The organism is Bradyrhizobium amphicarpaeae, from assembly GCF_002266435.3.
GTDB lineage: Bacteria > Pseudomonadota > Alphaproteobacteria > Rhizobiales > Xanthobacteraceae > Bradyrhizobium > Bradyrhizobium amphicarpaeae.
The window spans coordinates 3,235,461-3,252,021 of sequence record NZ_CP029426.2 but is presented as its reverse complement, the minus strand read 5'-3'; the positions used below and the strand labels follow the sequence as shown (position 1 = coordinate 3,252,021).

Sequence of the window (16,561 nt, the reverse complement as noted above, 5' to 3'; positions counted from 1 at the left end):
TGCCTAGCAACTGCATCACGCTCCGCCTCTCCCGCTTGTTCAAGCGGGAGCGGGAGTGTTCTCTATCTCACTGCGAACGGCGCCTGATAGGGCCGGCCGAACGGCACACCGTTGATGACGGTCTGGATCGGCTTGAGCTGGGCCTTGCCGTCCCTCTTGTTGTTGCGGGTGTCGACGAAGCTGACCGGCCCCTCCACCAGTTCCATGATGGCGACGTCGCCGGGCGCGCCGACTTGCAGCGTGCCGATATTCGGCGCGCGGTTGATGATCCTCGCCGGCGCCGTGGTGGCCATCGCAACCACCTGCTCCAGCGTGAAGCCCAGCGTCATGAACTTGCTCATCACATTCGGCAGGAACGGAATGCCCGGCGAATTGCCGGAGAAGACGTGGATATCGGAGGAGATCGTGTCCGGTGTGCATCCCCCGGGGATCGCGACTTCCGCCACGGTGAAATCGAAGCTGCCGCCGCCATGACCGACGTCGAAGATGACGCCACGCTGCTTGGCCGCCAGGGCTGCAGGCAGCAGCTTGCCCTCCTGGACGATATTGGTGAAGGCGTTGGACATGTTGGGCGCGCCCGAATAGGCATGGGTCAGCACGTCGCCCGGGCGCAGCAGGTCGAGAATCTGCGACATCAGCTCCTTGGATTCGACGCCGCCGATATGCACCATCATCTTGGCCGGCCAGCCGCACATCTCGCAAGCTTGGATGCCGCGCTTCAGTGGCTCGAGCCCGTGCTTGTAGATCACGTTCTCCGACATCCGCACTTTGACGCCGAGAAGGAAGTCCGGGTTCTCGGCCAGCGCCATGGCGCAGGCTTCGGTCTGCGCATTGTCGATGTTGTAAAGCTCGGCGACCGGAAACGCCGACAGGCCGTTATTGGCGATATGGACGAAGGCGTAAATTCGCGCCCGCGTCTGGGCGACGATGAAGCGACGCAACGCCGCCAGATTGTTGACCCCGGCGTCGCCCGCGGAGACGACGGTCGTCGTGCCCTGGAATTGCACCAGCTCGTCGGCGGGAATGCCGATGGCGGAGCCGTAGGGATAGACGTGAGAATGCAGATCGATCAGACCGGGCATCACCAGCTTGCCCGACGCGTCGATGCTCTTCAGCGCGCGCTCGGCGGGGATCGCCTCCTGCACCGTTTCGATCATGCCCCAGCGGATGCCGATATCGCGTCTGGCTCGCAGCGACTGGCTGGGGTCGAGCACCTCGCCGCCCCGGATTACCAGATCGTACTTGTCGTTCGGTCCCATCGCGGCGCGCGCGGGCGCGGCGAGGCCGGCAATCGCGGCGGACGTCGAAAGTGCCAGGAAATCGCGGCGTGACAACACGGACATGATGGTCCCCCCTTGCGCTTTTTGTTCTTGGCCAAGCCCCGCTTCGACGAGCAGATGCGCTTCCGCCGCCAACGTCCGAGATCGGAATGAACGGGATTGGAATTGACGCATCTTCGCGCGGATGATCCGATCCTATGACCGTATACGGGCCCTGAGGAGCCGCGAAATTTTCCGGAATCGCGTGAACCTTCCCGGACGAGCACTGACTAAGCGAGCACGCTCGCCGGGGCGCCGGGTCATTCGCGTCGATGGGGCGCGTTTCCGCCATGCAGCAACGCAAACAGAACTGACGGCGGCCCGGAGAGGCGTCGGGCAAAACACCCGGTCAAGCCCTTGCGTCAAAAATATTCCACTTTCCCGAATTTCGGATTTGTGGCATAGAGGCGCCATCCCGGCCCCTGCCAGAGGGGCGCTTCGCGATCGTCACGAGATGCGGGCCGGGGTGCGGTGGACGCGGTAGCGCCGGCGCGATTGCGTGGGGACGGGGACGGGCGACCGTTGAGTCCCGACACAACGCGCATACGACACGGCGCGGTCACAGCGACCTCGTTGATGCCCGAGGGTGAGCACACGCAAGCCTCCGGATCTGTCGATGGGATCGTCCGCGGACGGAGAAGTCGTGTGGTCCTGACGCCCGAGGTTCTGGCGTCAAGCCTTAGCGGTGATGCGGCGGCCCGACCGGGCACGCGCATCAGCCATCCGCAAGGCGACGGGGGCAATAGTGCATCGCTCCCCGAGGAGAGCGCGAAGGACACCGTTAAAACCATCCGCGCAGGGAAGGCCGGGCGACCGGCAACACCTGTGGTCCACCCCGTGTGCATTTTTGTTGCGCACGGATTGCGGGTGCCGCCGGCGCCCGGCCTTCCCTGCGCCCTTTGGCCTTTCAAAGAGCGCGAAACGACAGCAGGCCTCGGGCGAATGCGCCGCGAGATCGCGATGACGTGTCTGCAAGTTGAGCTGAACATTGGAGGACGCGGACAGTGAACTTTGCTCCGAGCGAGCGTCACACTCCGCTCTCGTGCCCCGGACGCAGCGCAACGCCCCCGGCGATGCGAAGCATCGTCCGGTGCGGTGCGCTGCTGAGCCGGGGCCCATGTCGCAGCGAAATCCTAAGCGCTGGGTCCCGGCTCTGCGCCGCAACGCATGCGCGTTGCAGCTTGTCCGGGACACGAGCCCGCTCCCCTCTCTCACACCACTTTTCGCCCGCGCGGCGGGCTGCTAGACTGGCGCCATTATTTTGGGGAATTTCGATGCGCGCGAGGATTTTAAATCGCGTCTTAGGGCTGGCAGCGCTGGCCTTGCTGGTCGTCACCGCACACCCGGCATCGGCCGAGAAGCGCATCGCGCTGGTGGTCGGCAACTCCGCCTACAAGAACATCACGCCGCTGGACAATCCCTCCAAGGATGCGAGCCTGATGGCGGAGACGCTGGGCCTGCTCGGCTTCACGCTGGTCGGTGGCCGCGCCCAGCTCGATCTCGACAAGGGCGCGATGGACATCGCGGTGCAGAACTTCGGCCGCCAGGTCCAGGGCGCCGACGTCGCGCTGTTCTACTACGCCGGCCACGGCGTGCAGATCGCCGGCTCCAACTTTCTCGTGCCCGTCGGCGCCAATCCGACGCGCGAGGCGGACGTCGATTTCCAGATGACCGACGTCAACCTCGTGCTGCGCCAGATGCAGGGCTCGGGCACGCGGCTCAACCTCGTGATCCTGGACGCCTGCCGCAACAATCCGTTCGGCTCGCGCGGCTTGCGCGCCACGGACGGCGGCCTTGCGCAGATGCGCGCGCCCGAGGGCACGCTGATCTCCTACGCGACGCAGCCCGGCAATGTCGCGCAGGACGGCGCCGACGGTCACAGCCCTTATACGAAGGCGCTGGCGACGACGATCCGGACCGCTGGCCTCGACGTGTTCCAGACCTTCAACCAGGTCGGCCTCGCCGTGAAGCGCGCCACCGCGGGCGCGCAGCAGCCCTGGGTGTCGTCCTCGCCGATCGACGGCACCTTCTATTTCGTCGCTCCGACCGAAACCGGCCCGCCCAAAATCGCGGCGATGCAGCCCGATCCCCTGCCGGCGGAGCGCCTGCGTGCCGATCCCGATCGCGTCCCCTTGCGCGATGCCGCCCTGCTCAGTGAGCTCAGCGAGCGGCTCTACGAGCTCAATTTCGACCCTGATACGCCCGACGGCCTGACGCGCGCCGTCACCAAGCTGCAACAGCGGATCTCGATGACGCCGACGGGTGAAGCTACCGAAGGCTTGCTGCTGCGCATGCGCAAGATGGAGGATCTCAAGCCCTGGGGCTCGATCGTTTACGGTCCGGACAACAGCAAATGGGGCATCTCGTGGAACCACGCCTCGCGGCGCGCGGCGGTGGCGGATGCGCGCGGCAATTGCGCCGGCGCCAAATGCCCGATCGAGCTGTCCTTCTACGGCAGAAGCTGCGGTGCGTTTGCGATCTCCGACAAGTCCTGGTCGCTGGTCCAGCGCGAGGGCGTGCAGCGCGCCAGGGACGCCGCGCTTGACGAATGCGGCAAGGCTGGCAAAGCTTGCCGCATTATCGGATCCGTCTGCGCCGACGGCTCCGGCCGCTGATACCATTTTTGAATTTGGATGTTTGCTCATGCCTGTTGTCGTGATCCGTACGATTGCCTTCGCCGTCCTCCTCACCGCCGCCATCGCCTCATCACCGGTCGTCGCCCAGTCCGGCAGCGCCGGCGGCTCGATCGGCAACGACGAGAAGTCGATGTCCGGCTCGCGTCAGGATCGCTCGGCGGAGCCAGCCGCACCCGCGCGGCGGAGCAAGCCGGCGGCTGACGAGCCGCGCTCGTCGTCACGGCGAAGCGGCGGCGGCGGAAGTGGCGGAGGTGGCGGCGGCTTCGACGGCGCCTGGATTGTGACCAGCGTCGGCTGCGGCGGCACCACGTCGGGCGCGGTCGTGGTCTCGTCGGGCAAGGTGATCGGCCAAGGTGTCACTGGCACCGTCAGCCCCAGCGGTTCGGTCAGCACGGTAGGCCAAGGCGACGGCGTGACCTTCACCGGCTCCGGACGCCTCGGCGCGCGCAGCGGGTCCGGAACCTGGCGCCGCTCCGATGGCTGCGGCGGAACCTGGAGCTCGGCGAAGCAGTAACGCCGGAAAGACGTCCGATTTCGCAGCAGAACGGACGCCCCTCAGGCCCAATTCAAGCCACATCCTCTCCGGATTTGCGGCTCATTGCCACCCAAGTCTTTGATGACAACGGGCTGGTTGAGAGTTGCGTCATGCGTAACCGGGAGACCAGGATGGGCAACCGCACCGCAAAATTCGTTTCCGCGCTGATCGGCAGTATCGTTGCCGGCGCGCCACTGGCCGCCGTGTCGCAGACCGCGCCGAGCGCGCCCGCCACGGCGAATGCAGCCGCCGACTGCCTTGCCTCGCCGAAGGGCACAGCACCGCAGGGGCAACACTGGCACTATCGTCTCGAGCGCACGACCAAGCGGCAATGCTGGTATCTGCGCGCCGAAGGCGGCAAGGTCACGCAGGCCGCGCAGGCGACGACCGACACACCCGCGACGGATCCAGCGCCGCCGCAGCAGCATATGGTGCAGGACGCGCGAGCCGAATATCTGACGCCGCGGAGCGGTGTCACCTCCAAGACGTCGAATGCCGTCGCGCAAGCCGCAGCCTCGACGCCGGCGCAACAGACGCCGGACCAGGCCACCGACAGCGGCCCGCAGCAACCTGCCGTCGCCACGCCCTGGCCCGATGTCTCGACCGCAGTCGCACCGCCGACGCCGCAGCCTGCTCCCGTCGCAACCGCTGCGCCGCCGAGCGCGAAGCCGGCAAAGCCTCCCGCGCCGTTGGCCCAGGCCGCTGCAGACAGCACCATCGAAAGACCGGCCGGCTCGCTGCAGATGCTGCTGCTGGTGATCGGCGGCGCGCTGGCGCTCGCCGGCCTGCTCGCCAGCGTCATCTACCGCTTCGCCGGCGGTCGCATTCGCGTCCAGGCCGCCGAGCGCCGCGGGCATTGGGACGATTGGGGCACGCAGGACCAGGACGTAAGCCACGCACCCTGGCTCGCTGCGACGCCGGACGCGCGACCGCGCCCGGTCGACTTCGATGAAGCGCGGCCGCAGCAGACCGCGCAACTCGCGGCCTTCACCCGGGAGATCGGCAGGATCGCGGCGCAATCCGCCGCCGTGCGCAGCGAGGCCGCCGAACTCGACGAGGCCGACATCTTCAACGGCGTCTTCGAGATCGAAGCCGCGCCTCGGCTGGCAGCCCGGAAGACCGACGCCGAAAAGCCGGTCGCTCGCGACGAAGACCATCGCGACGAAGATGTGCAGATCGAGGATGCCGTCGACGTCGACGTGATCACCGCGATGCTGGAACGCCTGGCGACGCAAGGGCCGCAGCGGCCGCAGCCTAGGCCTGAAGCTGCCCTTGCAAACCTCGCACGAAACCAACGAGGCCAGTCCGCCGCTCGCGCTTGAGCCGTTCGGCCTTCAGGATCGACTGCACCTCGGCGAAGGCCTCGTCGACGTCGTGGTTGATGACGATGTAGTCGTACTCGGCCCAGTGGCTCATCTCGTGGCTGGCGCGGCTCATCCGCTTGCGGATCACCTCGTCGGAATCTTGCGCACGCGAATGCAGCCGCTTCTCCAGATCGGCCGCCGACGGCGGCAGGATGAAGACGCTGACGACGTCGGCGCGCGCCTTTTCGCGCAGCTGCTGCGTGCCCTGCCAGTCGATGTCGAACAGCACGTCCTGCCCGGCGGACAGCGCGGCTTCGACCGGGCCACGCGGCGTGCCGTAGCTGTTGTCGAACACGGTGGCCCATTCCAGCAGTTCGTCGCCCTTCACCATCGCCTCGAAGCGCGGCTTGTCGACGAACAGATAGTCCTTGCCGTCGACCTCGCCCGGCCGCTTCGCGCGCGTGGTGGCGGAGACCGACATTCTCAGGCCGGACATCCGGTCCATCAGGAGACGCGACAGCGTCGTCTTGCCCGCGCCCGAGGGCGAGGACAGCACGAACATCAAGCCGCGCCGCTCGACACCGTCAGTTCCGTGAGCCCCGCTCGTCATCGATCACTCCAGATTCTGGACCTGCTCGCGGAACTGCTCGACCACGTTCTTCATGGCGAGCCCCGTATTGGTCAGCTCGATGTCGTTCGACTTCGAGCAGCAGGTGTTGACCTCGCGATGAAACTCCTGCGCCAGGAAGTCGAGCTTGCGGCCGATCGGGCCGCCCTTGCCGATCAGCTCGCGCGCCTGCGCGATGTGGGAGGCGATGCGGTCGAGTTCCTCGCGGATGTCGGCCCTGGTGGCGATCAGGATCGCCTCCTGCATCAGGCGGTCGGAATCGAAACGGTCGGAGGTGTCGAGCAGGCTTGCGATCTGCTCGGCGAGCCTCGCCTTGATCGCCTCCGGCTTGCGGCCGGGCGAGCTTTCCGCCTTCTTCGCGAGTTGCTCGACCTCGTCGACCCGCTGGGTCAGGATCTGCCCGAGCGAGGTGCCCTCGCGCTTGCGCATCTCGACGAGTTCGGCCAGCGCCTTGTCGAAGGCTTCGGCGGCAGCCGCGCGCGCGGCCTTGTCCTCCTCCTCGTCACCCTCGGGCTCGGCGACCTCGATCACGCCCTTGATGGCCAGCAGGCCATCGACGCTCGGCGCCACCGCATCGACCTTGCCGGCGATGGCGGAGGCGGCCTTCAGGACGGCATTGAGCACGTCCTCGTTGACGCGGACGCTCGCAGCGGCGTTGGCGCGCTTGACGGTGAGATTGGCGTAGACGGTGCCGCGCGACAGAAGCTCGCCGGCGCGCTTCTTGGCGTGCGCCTCGAGCTCGTCGAACCCCTGCGGCAGCCGCACCCGGAGGTCAAAGCCCTTGGCGTTGACCGACTTCAATTCCCATTCGAACGTGTACGGCCCGCTTGCGCCGTGGCTTCGGGCAAAGCCGGTCATGGACGACAGCGCCATCAGGTCAAATTCTCCAAAAAACGCGGGATTCGCGGGGCATCAAGCCACGCGAAACTTAAGACTATTTTGCAGGAAAGGGGAATCCGCAAAGTCCGCCGGCAGGTCTGCAGCGCGCCTAGCGCTGGACCACCGGTGGCGAGGGTTGCACCGCGCCCTGCCGCGCCGGCGCCGCGGGGCGCGCCGCCGGCGGCCTCTTCTGCTGATTGGGGCGCACCGGCGTGGTCGCCGTCGGCGTATCGGCAGCTCCGGGCGCGGCGACGGCGGGCGGCGGCGCATCCTCGGCCGGCTCCACCGTGTCGTTCTGGATCTGCTTCTCCATCGCGCGGAGCTTGGCGACGTTCTTCTGGTGCGCGTCGTAGGTCTCGGTAAAGGCGTGCCCGCCAGTGCCGTCGGCGACGAAGAAGAGGTCGCGGGTGCGCGCCGGATTGGCGGCGGCCTCAAGCGAGGCGCGGCCGGGATTGGCGATCGGACCCGGCGGCAGGCCCTCGATCACATAGGTGTTGTAGGGCGACGGCTGCGTGATCTCGCTGCGCTTGATCGGCCGGCCCAGGGTGCCCTTGCCGCCGACGATGCCGTAGATGATGGTCGGATCGGACTGCAGCTTGATGCGCTGCTTCAGCCGGTTGGTGAACACCGCGGCGACCCGGCTGCGCTCGTCGGGCTTGCCGGTTTCCTTCTCGACGATCGAGGCCAGCGTCACCAGCTGCTCCGGCGTCTTGACCGGAATGTCCTGATTGCGACGTTCCCAGATCTCGGCGAGCACACGCTTGTGCGCCTGCTGCATGCGCTGGATCACCTGCTCGCGCGGAGTGCCGCGCGGGAACTTGTACGTCTCCGGCAGCAGCGTACCTTCGCGCGGCAGCTCGCGCACGCTGCCGGTGAAGATGTCGTTGTCGGACAGACGTGCCACGATCTGCTCGGAGGTGAGCCCTTCCGGAATCGTGACGGCATGCTGCACCACCTTGCCCTCGACGATGGTGGCGATGACGTCGCGGAGCGAAGCGTTCTTCTGGAACGAATACTCGCCCGGCTTGAGGTCCGAACTCGCCTTCAATGCGGCGACGCTGGCGATGAACACCCACGGATTGACGTCCGTGACGCCTTCGCGGTTCAGCGTCTCGGCGATGTCGCGCTTGCCCGCGCGCTGCGGGATGTTGACGATCTTGTCGTCCTTCAGCGGCCCGGGCGCCTCGAGCACCTGCCGGCCGTAATAATAGAGACCGCCGGCGCCGAGCATGGCGACCAGCAGAAGGGTGATGATGGCGTTGCCGACGACCACGAAAGGATTGCGCGCACGCTCCGACCGCTTCGGCGGCGGCGGGAGCTGCTCGGGCTCGAGCGCTGCCCGCGGACTCCGGGGCGAAATGGGCGGCCTTTCACTCATCGAAACAACCTGAATCCTGCCGGTTCAAACCGCGGCCCGACAATCGCTTGCCCTGACAAATGCACGCGCCCACTTCCATGACTATCGCCGAATACGGCAAAACGGTGGATTCGTCTCAAACTCAATCTAACTGACCAAGCGCCGGAGGATCACCGACGCATTGGTACCGCCAAAACCAAACGAGTTCGACAAGGCGACGTTGACCTCTCGCTGCTTCGCCGTGTGCGGCACGAGATCGATCGCGGTCTCCACCGACGGATTGTCGAGATTGATGGTCGGCGGCACGACATTATCGCGAATCGCGAGAATGGCGAAGATTGCTTCGATCGCACCGGCCGCGCCGAGCAGATGCCCCGTCGACGATTTGGTCGAGGACATCGCAACCTTGGAGGCGGCATTGCCGAGCAGGCGCTCGACGGCACCGAGCTCGATTTCGTCGCCGAGCGGCGTCGAGGTGCCGTGCGCGTTGATATAGTCGAGATCGGAGGCGGTCAGGCCGGCGCGCTTGAGCGCGGCTGACATGCTGCGGAATCCGCCATCGCCGTCGGGCGACGGCGACGTGATGTGATAGGCATCACCCGACAGGCCATAGCCAATCACCTCGGCATAGATCCTGGCGCCGCGGCGCCGGGCGTGCTCGAGCTCTTCCAGCACGAGGACGCCAGCGCCCTCGCCCATCACGAAACCGTCGCGGTCCTTGTCGTAGGGTCGCGAGGCGTTCTCGGGTGTGTCGTTGAATCCGGTCGAGAGCGCACGCGCAGCGTTGAAGCCGGCAATGCCGATGCGGCTGATGGGCGATTCGGCGCCGCCTGCGACCATCACGTCGGCATCGCCCAACGCGATCAGGCGGGCGGCATCGCCGACGGCATGTGCGCCGGTCGAACAGGCCGTGACCACCGAATGGTTCGGTCCCTTCAGCCCGTGCTTGATCGAGACGTAGCCGGAGGCGAGATTGATCAGGCGGCCCGGAATGAAGAACGGCGACACCCGGCGAGGCCCGCGTTCCTTCAGGAGGATCGCGGTCTCGGCGATACCGCTGAGGCCACCGATGCCGGACCCGATCATGGTTCCGGTCGCGCATTTGTCCTCTTCGGATTCGGGATGCCAATTGGCATCGTCGAGCGCCTGGCCCGCAGCCGCCATGCCGAAGATGATGAAGTCGTCGACCTTGCGCTGGTCTTTCGGCTCCATCCAGATATCGGGATTGAAGCTGTCGTTGGTGCCGTCGCCGCGCACGACGGTGCAGGCGTATCTGGTCTGCAGATCGGAGGTGTCGAAGCTCTCGATCCTGCGTGCACCGCTTTCGCCGTTGAGGATGCGCTTCCAGGTCGGCTCGACGCCACAGCCGAGTGGCGAGACCATGCCGAGACCCGTGACGACGACCCGCCTCATATCCGAAAACTCCGCATCGAAAGATTCACGGCCAATAGCAAGAAACCGGCTGACCGCTGGGAAGCGGCCCGTCCGGTTTCAATGTTGTCCCCGCGAAAATGAAGAGCCTTAGCTCTTCGCGTTCTTCTCGAGAAATTTCGTGGCGTCGCCGACGGTGAGAATCGTTTCCGCGGCGTCGTCCGGAATCTCGCAACCGAATTCTTCTTCGAACGCCATCACCAGCTCGACGGTGTCCAGACTGTCGGCGCCGAGGTCGTCGATGAAGCTCGCGTTGTCGACAACCTTCTCGGGTTCAACACCAAGGTGTTCGACCACGATCTTCTTAACCCGTTCGCCAATGTCACTCATTGCATAACCTCGTGTTGTTCCCTGTAGACCCGACCCCCCGGGACGATACGAGCCGTCGTGGTCGCGTTACTTGCCTTCGCTTACGAACTTTGATTTGGCCCCATGCTAACCGATACAGGACCCGGCGAACGTCGGCCAAGGCTCCGCATCGCCAATATACAGGGTTTCAAAAACCTGCAATGGCGTTCTTTGCCCATCCGTTGAAGGTCCGGTTATCATACTTCAATTGCCTTGACTACAAGCCTCATTTCGCTCCGGAAACGGCCGTTTGCCGCATCCCGGCCGCCCCGAGGGGCAGTGCGGAGCGAGACGTCAGATCATGGCCATACCGCCGTTGACGTGGATCGTCTGCCCGGTCACGTAGGCTGCTTCGTTTGAACTCAGGTAGACGGCAGCCGCGGCGATGTCCTCGGGCGTCCCCAGGCGGGCGGCCGGAACCCTGGTCAGAATCGTTTCGCGCTGCTTGTCGTTCAGCGCATCGGTCATTGGCGTCTTGATGAAGCCCGGCGCGATGCAGTTGGCGGTGACGCCGCGCTTGGCGTATTCGGCCCCCAGCGTCTTGATCATGCCGATCAGGCCCGCCTTCGATGCAGTATAATTGCCCTGCCCGGGATTGCCGGTGACGCCGACCACCGACGTGATGGCGATGATGCGGCCGAAGCGCTTGCGCATCATCAGCTTGGTGGCGGCACGCGCCAGGCGGAAAGTCGAGGTCAGGTTGATGTTGATGACCTCCTCCCAATCCTCGTCACGGAGCTGCACGAAGAGATTGTCGCGGGTGATGCCGGCATTGGCGACGAGGATGTCGACCTGGCCCATGGCCGCTTCCGCAGCGGGCACCAGCGCCTCGACCTCGTCGGCCTTGGAGAGATTGCAAGGCAGGACAAAGGTGCGCTCGCCGAGCTTGCCGGCCAGCTCATCCAGCACTTCCTTGCGCGTTCCCGAGATCGCAACGGTCGCGCCCTGCGCATGCAGCGCCTGCGCGATCGCGCCGCCGATGCCGCCGGTCGCGCCGGTGACGAGCGCCTTTTTGCCAGTCAGATCGAACATCGATAACTCCTCTAGCCCTGCTTCGCAGCGGCCAATGCATCCTTGGCGGCAGCAATGTCGTTGGGGCCGCCCACGGCAACGCCGACAGCGCCGTCGGCAATACGCTTGACGAGTCCCGTCAGCACCTTGCCGGCGCCGATCTCGAAGAAACGCGTAACGCCCTGCCCTGCCATATAGGCAACCGACTCGCGCCAGCGCACGGTGCCGGTGACCTGCTCGACCAGGCGGCGGCGGATCTCGTCGGGATCGGTGATGGCGCTCGCCAGCACGTTCGACACCAGCGGCGCAGCCGGCGCCTTGATCGTGACCTTCGAGAGCGCTTCCGCCATGGCGTCGGCGGCGGGCTGCATCAGCTTGCAGTGGAACGGGGCGGAGACCGGCAGCAACATCGCGCGCTTGGCGCCCTTGGTCTTGGCAATCTCGACGGCGCGATCGACCGCAGCCTTGTCGCCGGAGACGACCACCTGCCCGCCGCCATTGTCGTTGGCGGCCTGGCAGACCTGCCCCTGCGCCGCCTCGTCCGCGACCGCGATGGCAGCCTCGTAATCGAGGCCGAGCAGCGCAGCCATCGCGCCGGCGCCGACCGGGACGGCCTTTTGCATTGCGAGACCGCGGGTGCGAAGCAGACGGGCGGTATCCGAAATCGTCAGGCTGCCGGCCGCAGCCAGCGCCGAATATTCACCGAGCGAGTGGCCGGCGACGAAGGCGGCATCCCGCCCCACGGAAAAACCCGCTTCAGCTTCCAACACTCGCAAGGTGGCGATCGAAACCGCCATCAGCGCCGGCTGGGCGTTCTGGGTGAGCTGAAGGGTTTCGGCCGGACCATCCCAGATGATCGCCGTCAGCTTCTCTCCGAGCGCGGCATCGACCTCGTCGAACACGGCGCGCGCCGCCGGAAAGGCGTCGGCCAGGGCCTTGCCCATGCCGACCGCCTGGGAACCCTGCCCAGGAAATGTGAATGCAGCCGTCATCGGCGCTCCCTGCTTGTCGGGCACGATCCCTCTTGGGAACCGGCAGCCGATTGCACGCGGCCTTTACGCACGGCCCTGGGCCATGGTTCCGGATCATGCTCCAAAGGGGGCCGTAGACACTGTCAGAGGCCGGACTGTCAAGCCGCGATGGAAATCCTGGCTGGCATTCAACTGGGGATACGCCCCGTCAAAATCCACCGGCGGTCTGGTTGGCATCGACCTCCGCTCCAGCCTGCGCCCGGCGCGCGCTGCTCGCCAGCTGGCCCGGCCGATCCTCCCTGTCAGGCTTTGCCGTCGCGAGCCGCAGCACCGCTGCGTAGTTCGGCTGCACCTCCATGCGGCCGGCGTGCCGGCTCTCGCTCAACAGGCAATGGACCTTCGGCAGATTATAGCAGGGCACGTAGAACAGCAGATGATGCTCGAGGTGATAGTTCACGTAGTAAGGCGCGATGAACAGGCGCTCGAGAAAATTGGCATGCGTGGTGCGGGTGTTTCGCAGGGGATCGCCGCTGTCGGGGACGACGGCGTGCTCGGCGATGTTGCGGATGCGAGTGATGACCATCATCCAGGTCAGGAGCGGCACCAGCCACAGCAGCGGATAGGCCCACCACACGCCTGCCACCGCGAGTGCTGCGAACATCGCGGCGTTGACGATGCATTGCGGGCCGAGCTTCTCCCAAAAATGCGCCGCGCGCTGGCGCCACGGCCAGTCCGTCGGACCGAGCGCGTTGAGCAATTGCGCCTTGCGCTGCTGGTAACCGGTCTGTCCGGTGATGTCGCGAATGAACTTGCGGCGATAGCTCAGCTTCGTAATCGGGAACGGCGCCGACAGCACGAGATCGGGATCATCCTCCTGCTGGGTGCGCGCATGATGTTGAAGGTGGTAACGCCGGTAACTACGCGTCTCCGCAAACAACGGATAGGCGCAGAACCACTGGCTCAGGGCCAGATTGGCTTTCTCGTCACTGGATAGACAGCCATGCGCGCCGTCGTGCATCAGGATCGCAAGGCCGAGCTGGCGCGAGCCGATGATCGCGACCGCGAGAACATAAGTGATGGGATTCGGCCACCACGCGACCAGGGCAATTGCGCCGATGATCAGCGCCCAGGCGTGCGCGATCAGCGCAATGCCTTTCCAGGTTACACGCTGGCGCACGTCGGCAAGCTGGTCGTCGGTCAGGAAATCGCGGGCACGCATGCGAAGCGCGGTCATGGCCTAGCTCTCCTCATCCGAATTTGATGCGTCTTCGACGAGACGCAGGCGGGCAGCGTCGCCGGTGGATTTCGCCTGCTCGCCGAGCACGCGCAGCATCTCGGCGCAGAGCGCCTCGGGCGAGCGGCCCATTGCATAGCCTTCGAGAATGATTCCGATCGCAACGGCCCAGAACCGCCGCGAGCTTTCGTCGGGCGCACGCAGCGAGCGCCAGCCGTGCCGCGCCACCTGGCTCGCATAGGCGCGCGCGCCTTCGCCGTGCAGACGCTCGATCGTACGCTCGACCAGCGGTGCGAGGTCCTGCCGGCGCCGCGTCAATGTCAGCGCTTCGGCGAAGAACGCCACGGAATCGCTCGCCGTCACGGTCTGCGCCAGCGCATGCGTGTAGTCCCGTGGGGTGCGCGCCTTCAGCGCCGCCTGCTCCGTCGCACGCGCCAGATACAACAGCTCGCGGCAGGCGCATTCCACGAACAACGCCTCCTTGGTGCGGAAATAGTAGGTGATCTGGCTCGGGAATGCGTCCGCCGCGGCCGCGATGTCGGCGATCGCCGTGCCCGAAAGGCCGCGCTCCCGGAACAGCGGACGCGCCGCATCCAGCAGCAGCGAGCGCATCTTGCGGCCGGCCGACCGTGTGGCCCGCGCAGCGTGCTTGGGATCGCCCGCCGACGCCTCGAACGGAGCCTGGACCGATTCACCCGCCATCAGAACCTCCCGATCAATTATTTGTATGATATACAAACAAATAAATCAAGCCGGTATGGGGGTGGGTTTGGCGACCTCGCGGCACCGTCCGACCGAAAACGAGGCGTTCAAACCTTGCCAAGTCAGCCAAAATCCGTATAAGGCGCGCATCCGCAGACCCCGGCCGGGAGCTGAACGGACGGTCTCAGCAAATCATTCGTGATTTTGGTGTGGCAGGGCCAGTCGGCCCGTCGTCCCGTGTTTCCGCCTTCTGAGCTTCATCCCAGAGTCCTTTCCGAAGGTCTCTTAAGGGCTTGACGCCGGGCGATGCCAACATGAGGAAAGGACCACCATGGCTCTTTATGAGCATGTCTTTCTCGCGCGTCAGGACGCGAGCACGCAGCAGGTCGAAGAACTGACTGCACAGATGACCGGTATCGTCGAAGGTCTCGGCGGCAAGGTCACCAAGACCGAGAATTGGGGCGTACGCTCCCTCACCTACCGCATGAACAAGAACCGCAAGGCGCACTTCGTGCTGCTCAACATCGACGCGCCGTCCGCGGCGATCGCCGAGATCGAGCGCCAGGAGCGCATCAGCGAAGACGTGATCCGCTATCTCAGCGTCCGCGTCGAGGAACTCGAGGAAGGCCCGTCCGCGATGATGCGCAAGGCCGACCGTGACCGCGAGCGCGACGACCGTGGCGGCGGCTTCCGTGGCGACCGTGAAGGCGGTGGCTTCCGTGGCGACCGCGAGGGTGGTTTCCGTGGCGGCGATCGTGACGGTGGAGGATTCCGCGGTGACCGCGGCCCGCGCCGTCCGCGCGAAGAAGCTGAAACCACCACCACGACGGATGGGGAGTAAGAACAATGGCTGAAGCTGGTGCACGCCGCCCGTTTTTCCGTCGTCGCAAGAGCTGCCCGTTCACGGGCGCCAATGCTCCCAAGATCGACTACAAGGACTCCAAGCTCTTGATGCGCTACGTCTCCGAGCGCGGCAAGATCGTGCCGAGCCGCATCACCGCGGTGTCCGCGAAGAAGCAGCGTGAGCTCGCCCGCGCCATCAAGCGCGCGCGGTTCCTGGGCCTGCTGCCCTACGTCATTCGCTAAGACGAATTCAGCCGGCGGCGTCATCGCCGCCGGCTGCACTCTTTGATCTCATAAGGCTTCCGGGTCGTCCGGTCGCCGATGGTTGGGGCAAGACGCCTCTAACCGCTCGAAGGGAGCGGGACAGCTGATGATGGCCTTTGTGCTGATAGCCCTGATCGCCGGCGCTGCGTCGGCCCTGATGTTCGCCTCGATCATTTCGGGCGCGCTGATCTCGCTCGTCCTGTTCTATCTCGCGCCACTGCCGCTGATGGTCGCCGCGATCGGCTGGGGACCGCTTTGCGCGAGCCTCGGCGGCATCGCTGCCGCGATCGGCCTCGGTGCGCTGTTCGGCCTGCCCTATTGCATCGCCTTCGCCGTCACCGTCGCGCTGCCGGCATGGTGGCTCGGCCATCTCGTCCTGCTCAGCCGACCGGTGGGACAGGCCGCGCCGGACGCCGTCGCGCCCGCCGAGCCCGAGCTCGAATGGTATCCGGTCGGTCGCATCCTGCTGTGGCTCGCGGGCTTCGCCACGCTGACCACGATGGCCGCCCTGCTCACGCTCGGGACCGACGCCGATACCATCATCGGCACGCTGCGGCGTGGCTTGATGCGCATGCTCCGGGCCGCCGACCCGCAAAGCTCCGGCGAGGCCGGTCAGTTCGTCGATGCGCTGGTGCGGATCGCACCGGCCGGGGCCACCATCATCGCGATGATGACGCTGACCCTCAACCTCTGGCTCAGCGCCAAGATCACGGCGACCTCGGGCCGGCTGCGGCGCCCGTGGCCGGACATGAAGACGGCGGAGCTGCCGCCGATGACGCTGGTGGCGCTATGCGTCGCGCTTGCCTTCTGCTTCACGGGCGGATTGCTCGCGATCGCCGCACAGATCGCCGCGGCCGCGCTGATGATGAGCTACGCGCTGACCGGCTTTGCCGTGCTGCATACGCTCACGCTGGCGCTGAAGAGCCGCACGTTCTGGCTCGGCTCGACCTATGCCGTGGTGGTCGTGTTCGGATGGCCCGTGATCGCGATGGTGATCCTCGGCCTTGCGGATGCAATGTTCGGCTTCCGCGAACGCTTCCTGCGCAGCCGGCAACCGCCGCCGCTGCCGACCCCCTGAGTTCAACCCGAAACCGAAACT

16 protein-coding genes are annotated in these 16,561 nt (G+C 65.9%); 6 read left to right on the top strand and 10 right to left on the bottom strand.

Features of this window, described 5'->3' with window-relative positions; translation table 11 throughout:
- Window positions 1-62 precede the first annotated feature (62 nt).
- Window positions 63-1,343 carry an amidohydrolase family protein gene (locus CIT40_RS14920; RefSeq protein WP_094896780.1) on the bottom strand — a complete coding sequence of 427 codons (1,281 nt, stop codon included), beginning with the start codon at window positions 1,341-1,343 and terminating at the stop codon, window positions 63-65.
- A 1,250-nt stretch (window positions 1,344-2,593) separates the two neighbouring features.
- Between CIT40_RS14920 and CIT40_RS14915 the strand changes: the two genes are divergently transcribed.
- From CIT40_RS14915 to CIT40_RS14905, 3 genes are all read left to right on the top strand, one after another.
- Window positions 2,594-3,934, top strand: a complete 1,341-nt coding sequence (locus CIT40_RS14915; RefSeq protein WP_094896683.1) for a caspase family protein — start codon at window positions 2,594-2,596, stop codon at window positions 3,932-3,934.
- A 28-nt stretch (window positions 3,935-3,962) separates the two neighbouring features.
- Complete coding sequence (locus CIT40_RS14910; RefSeq protein WP_094896682.1) at window positions 3,963-4,469, top strand: hypothetical protein; 507 nt, start codon at window positions 3,963-3,965, stop codon at window positions 4,467-4,469.
- A 152-nt stretch (window positions 4,470-4,621) separates the two neighbouring features.
- On the top strand, window positions 4,622-5,812 hold the full coding sequence (locus CIT40_RS14905; RefSeq protein WP_162307495.1) for a hypothetical protein: 1,191 nt from the start codon (window positions 4,622-4,624) through the stop codon (window positions 5,810-5,812).
- Here the strand turns inward: CIT40_RS14905 and gmk are convergent.
- The 9 genes from gmk to CIT40_RS14860 form a co-directional block, all read right to left on the bottom strand.
- The gene (gene gmk, locus CIT40_RS14900; protein WP_094896680.1) at window positions 5,745-6,404 is read right to left on the bottom strand and encodes a guanylate kinase; all 660 of its coding nucleotides are present in this window, start codon (window positions 6,402-6,404) and stop codon (window positions 5,745-5,747) included. The genes CIT40_RS14905 and gmk overlap by 68 nt on opposite strands.
- Window positions 6,405-6,407: 3 nt before the next feature.
- Window positions 6,408-7,295, bottom strand: coding sequence for a YicC/YloC family endoribonuclease (locus CIT40_RS14895; RefSeq protein WP_094896679.1), 888 nt, complete (start codon window positions 7,293-7,295; stop codon window positions 6,408-6,410).
- A 115-nt stretch (window positions 7,296-7,410) separates the two neighbouring features.
- On the bottom strand, window positions 7,411-8,679 hold the full coding sequence (gene mltG, locus CIT40_RS14890; protein ID WP_094896678.1) for an endolytic transglycosylase MltG: 1,269 nt from the start codon (window positions 8,677-8,679) through the stop codon (window positions 7,411-7,413).
- A gap of 126 nt (window positions 8,680-8,805) precedes the next feature.
- Window positions 8,806-10,071: a beta-ketoacyl-ACP synthase II gene (gene fabF, locus CIT40_RS14885; protein ID WP_094896677.1), complete on the bottom strand. Its 1,266-nt coding sequence runs from the start codon at window positions 10,069-10,071 to the stop codon at window positions 8,806-8,808.
- Window positions 10,072-10,179: 108 nt separating this feature from the next.
- Complete coding sequence (locus CIT40_RS14880) at window positions 10,180-10,419, bottom strand: acyl carrier protein (protein WP_008551805.1); 240 nt, start codon at window positions 10,417-10,419, stop codon at window positions 10,180-10,182.
- A gap of 312 nt (window positions 10,420-10,731) precedes the next feature.
- Window positions 10,732-11,469 (bottom strand): 3-oxoacyl-[acyl-carrier-protein] reductase, encoded by a 738-nt coding sequence (gene fabG, locus CIT40_RS14875; RefSeq protein ID WP_094896676.1) that lies wholly within the window; start codon window positions 11,467-11,469, stop codon window positions 10,732-10,734.
- An 11-nt stretch (window positions 11,470-11,480) separates the two neighbouring features.
- Window positions 11,481-12,440 (bottom strand): ACP S-malonyltransferase, encoded by a 960-nt coding sequence (gene fabD, locus CIT40_RS14870; RefSeq protein WP_094896675.1) that lies wholly within the window; start codon window positions 12,438-12,440, stop codon window positions 11,481-11,483.
- Window positions 12,441-12,627: 187 nt separating this feature from the next.
- Complete coding sequence (locus CIT40_RS14865; protein WP_094896674.1) at window positions 12,628-13,653, bottom strand: fatty acid desaturase family protein; 1,026 nt, start codon at window positions 13,651-13,653, stop codon at window positions 12,628-12,630.
- Between the two features lie 3 nt (window positions 13,654-13,656).
- Window positions 13,657-14,355, bottom strand: coding sequence for a TetR/AcrR family transcriptional regulator C-terminal domain-containing protein (locus CIT40_RS14860; RefSeq protein WP_094896673.1), 699 nt, complete (start codon window positions 14,353-14,355; stop codon window positions 13,657-13,659).
- A gap of 331 nt (window positions 14,356-14,686) precedes the next feature.
- On the opposite strand from CIT40_RS14860, the gene rpsF reads away from it, so the two are divergent.
- The 3 genes from rpsF (at window position 14,687) to CIT40_RS14845 (ending at window position 16,540) form a co-directional block, all read left to right on the top strand.
- Window positions 14,687-15,196, top strand: a complete 510-nt coding sequence (rpsF, locus tag CIT40_RS14855; RefSeq protein WP_028145028.1) for a 30S ribosomal protein S6 — start codon at window positions 14,687-14,689, stop codon at window positions 15,194-15,196.
- 5 nt (window positions 15,197-15,201) lie between these two features.
- Entirely contained in the window at window positions 15,202-15,441 is a 240-nt protein-coding gene (gene rpsR / locus CIT40_RS14850) for a 30S ribosomal protein S18 (protein WP_007592020.1), read from the top strand.
- Window positions 15,442-15,568: 127 nt separating this feature from the next.
- The gene (locus CIT40_RS14845) at window positions 15,569-16,540 is read left to right on the top strand and encodes a hypothetical protein (protein WP_094896672.1); all 972 of its coding nucleotides are present in this window, start codon (window positions 15,569-15,571) and stop codon (window positions 16,538-16,540) included.
- Window positions 16,541-16,561 lie beyond the last annotated feature (21 nt).

Bases quoted from the DNA above. Each gene is read 5' to 3' on its own strand.
- CIT40_RS14920 (WP_094896780.1), bottom strand. From the start codon at position 1,343: ATGTCCGTGTTGTCACGCCGCGATTTCCTGGCACTTTCGACGTCCGCC.
- CIT40_RS14915 (WP_094896683.1), top strand. From the start codon at position 2,594: ATGCGCGCGAGGATTTTAAATCGCGTCTTAGGGCTGGCAGCGCTGGCC.
- CIT40_RS14910 (WP_094896682.1), top strand. From the start codon at position 3,963: ATGCCTGTTGTCGTGATCCGTACGATTGCCTTCGCCGTCCTCCTCACC.
- CIT40_RS14905 (WP_162307495.1), top strand. From the start codon at position 4,622: ATGGGCAACCGCACCGCAAAATTCGTTTCCGCGCTGATCGGCAGTATC.
- gmk (WP_094896680.1), bottom strand. From the start codon at position 6,404: ATGACGAGCGGGGCTCACGGAACTGACGGTGTCGAGCGGCGCGGCTTG.
- CIT40_RS14895 (WP_094896679.1), bottom strand. From the start codon at position 7,295: ATGGCGCTGTCGTCCATGACCGGCTTTGCCCGAAGCCACGGCGCAAGC.
- mltG (WP_094896678.1), bottom strand. From the start codon at position 8,679: ATGAGTGAAAGGCCGCCCATTTCGCCCCGGAGTCCGCGGGCAGCGCTC.
- fabF (WP_094896677.1), bottom strand. From the start codon at position 10,071: ATGAGGCGGGTCGTCGTCACGGGTCTCGGCATGGTCTCGCCACTCGGC.
- CIT40_RS14880 (WP_008551805.1), bottom strand. From the start codon at position 10,419: ATGAGTGACATTGGCGAACGGGTTAAGAAGATCGTGGTCGAACACCTT.
- fabG (WP_094896676.1), bottom strand. From the start codon at position 11,469: ATGTTCGATCTGACTGGCAAAAAGGCGCTCGTCACCGGCGCGACCGGC.
- fabD (WP_094896675.1), bottom strand. From the start codon at position 12,440: ATGACGGCTGCATTCACATTTCCTGGGCAGGGTTCCCAGGCGGTCGGC.
- CIT40_RS14865 (WP_094896674.1), bottom strand. From the start codon at position 13,653: ATGACCGCGCTTCGCATGCGTGCCCGCGATTTCCTGACCGACGACCAG.
- CIT40_RS14860 (WP_094896673.1), bottom strand. From the start codon at position 14,355: ATGGCGGGTGAATCGGTCCAGGCTCCGTTCGAGGCGTCGGCGGGCGAT.
- rpsF (WP_028145028.1), top strand. From the start codon at position 14,687: ATGGCTCTTTATGAGCATGTCTTTCTCGCGCGTCAGGACGCGAGCACG.
- rpsR (WP_007592020.1), top strand. From the start codon at position 15,202: ATGGCTGAAGCTGGTGCACGCCGCCCGTTTTTCCGTCGTCGCAAGAGC.
- CIT40_RS14845 (WP_094896672.1), top strand. From the start codon at position 15,569: ATGATGGCCTTTGTGCTGATAGCCCTGATCGCCGGCGCTGCGTCGGCC.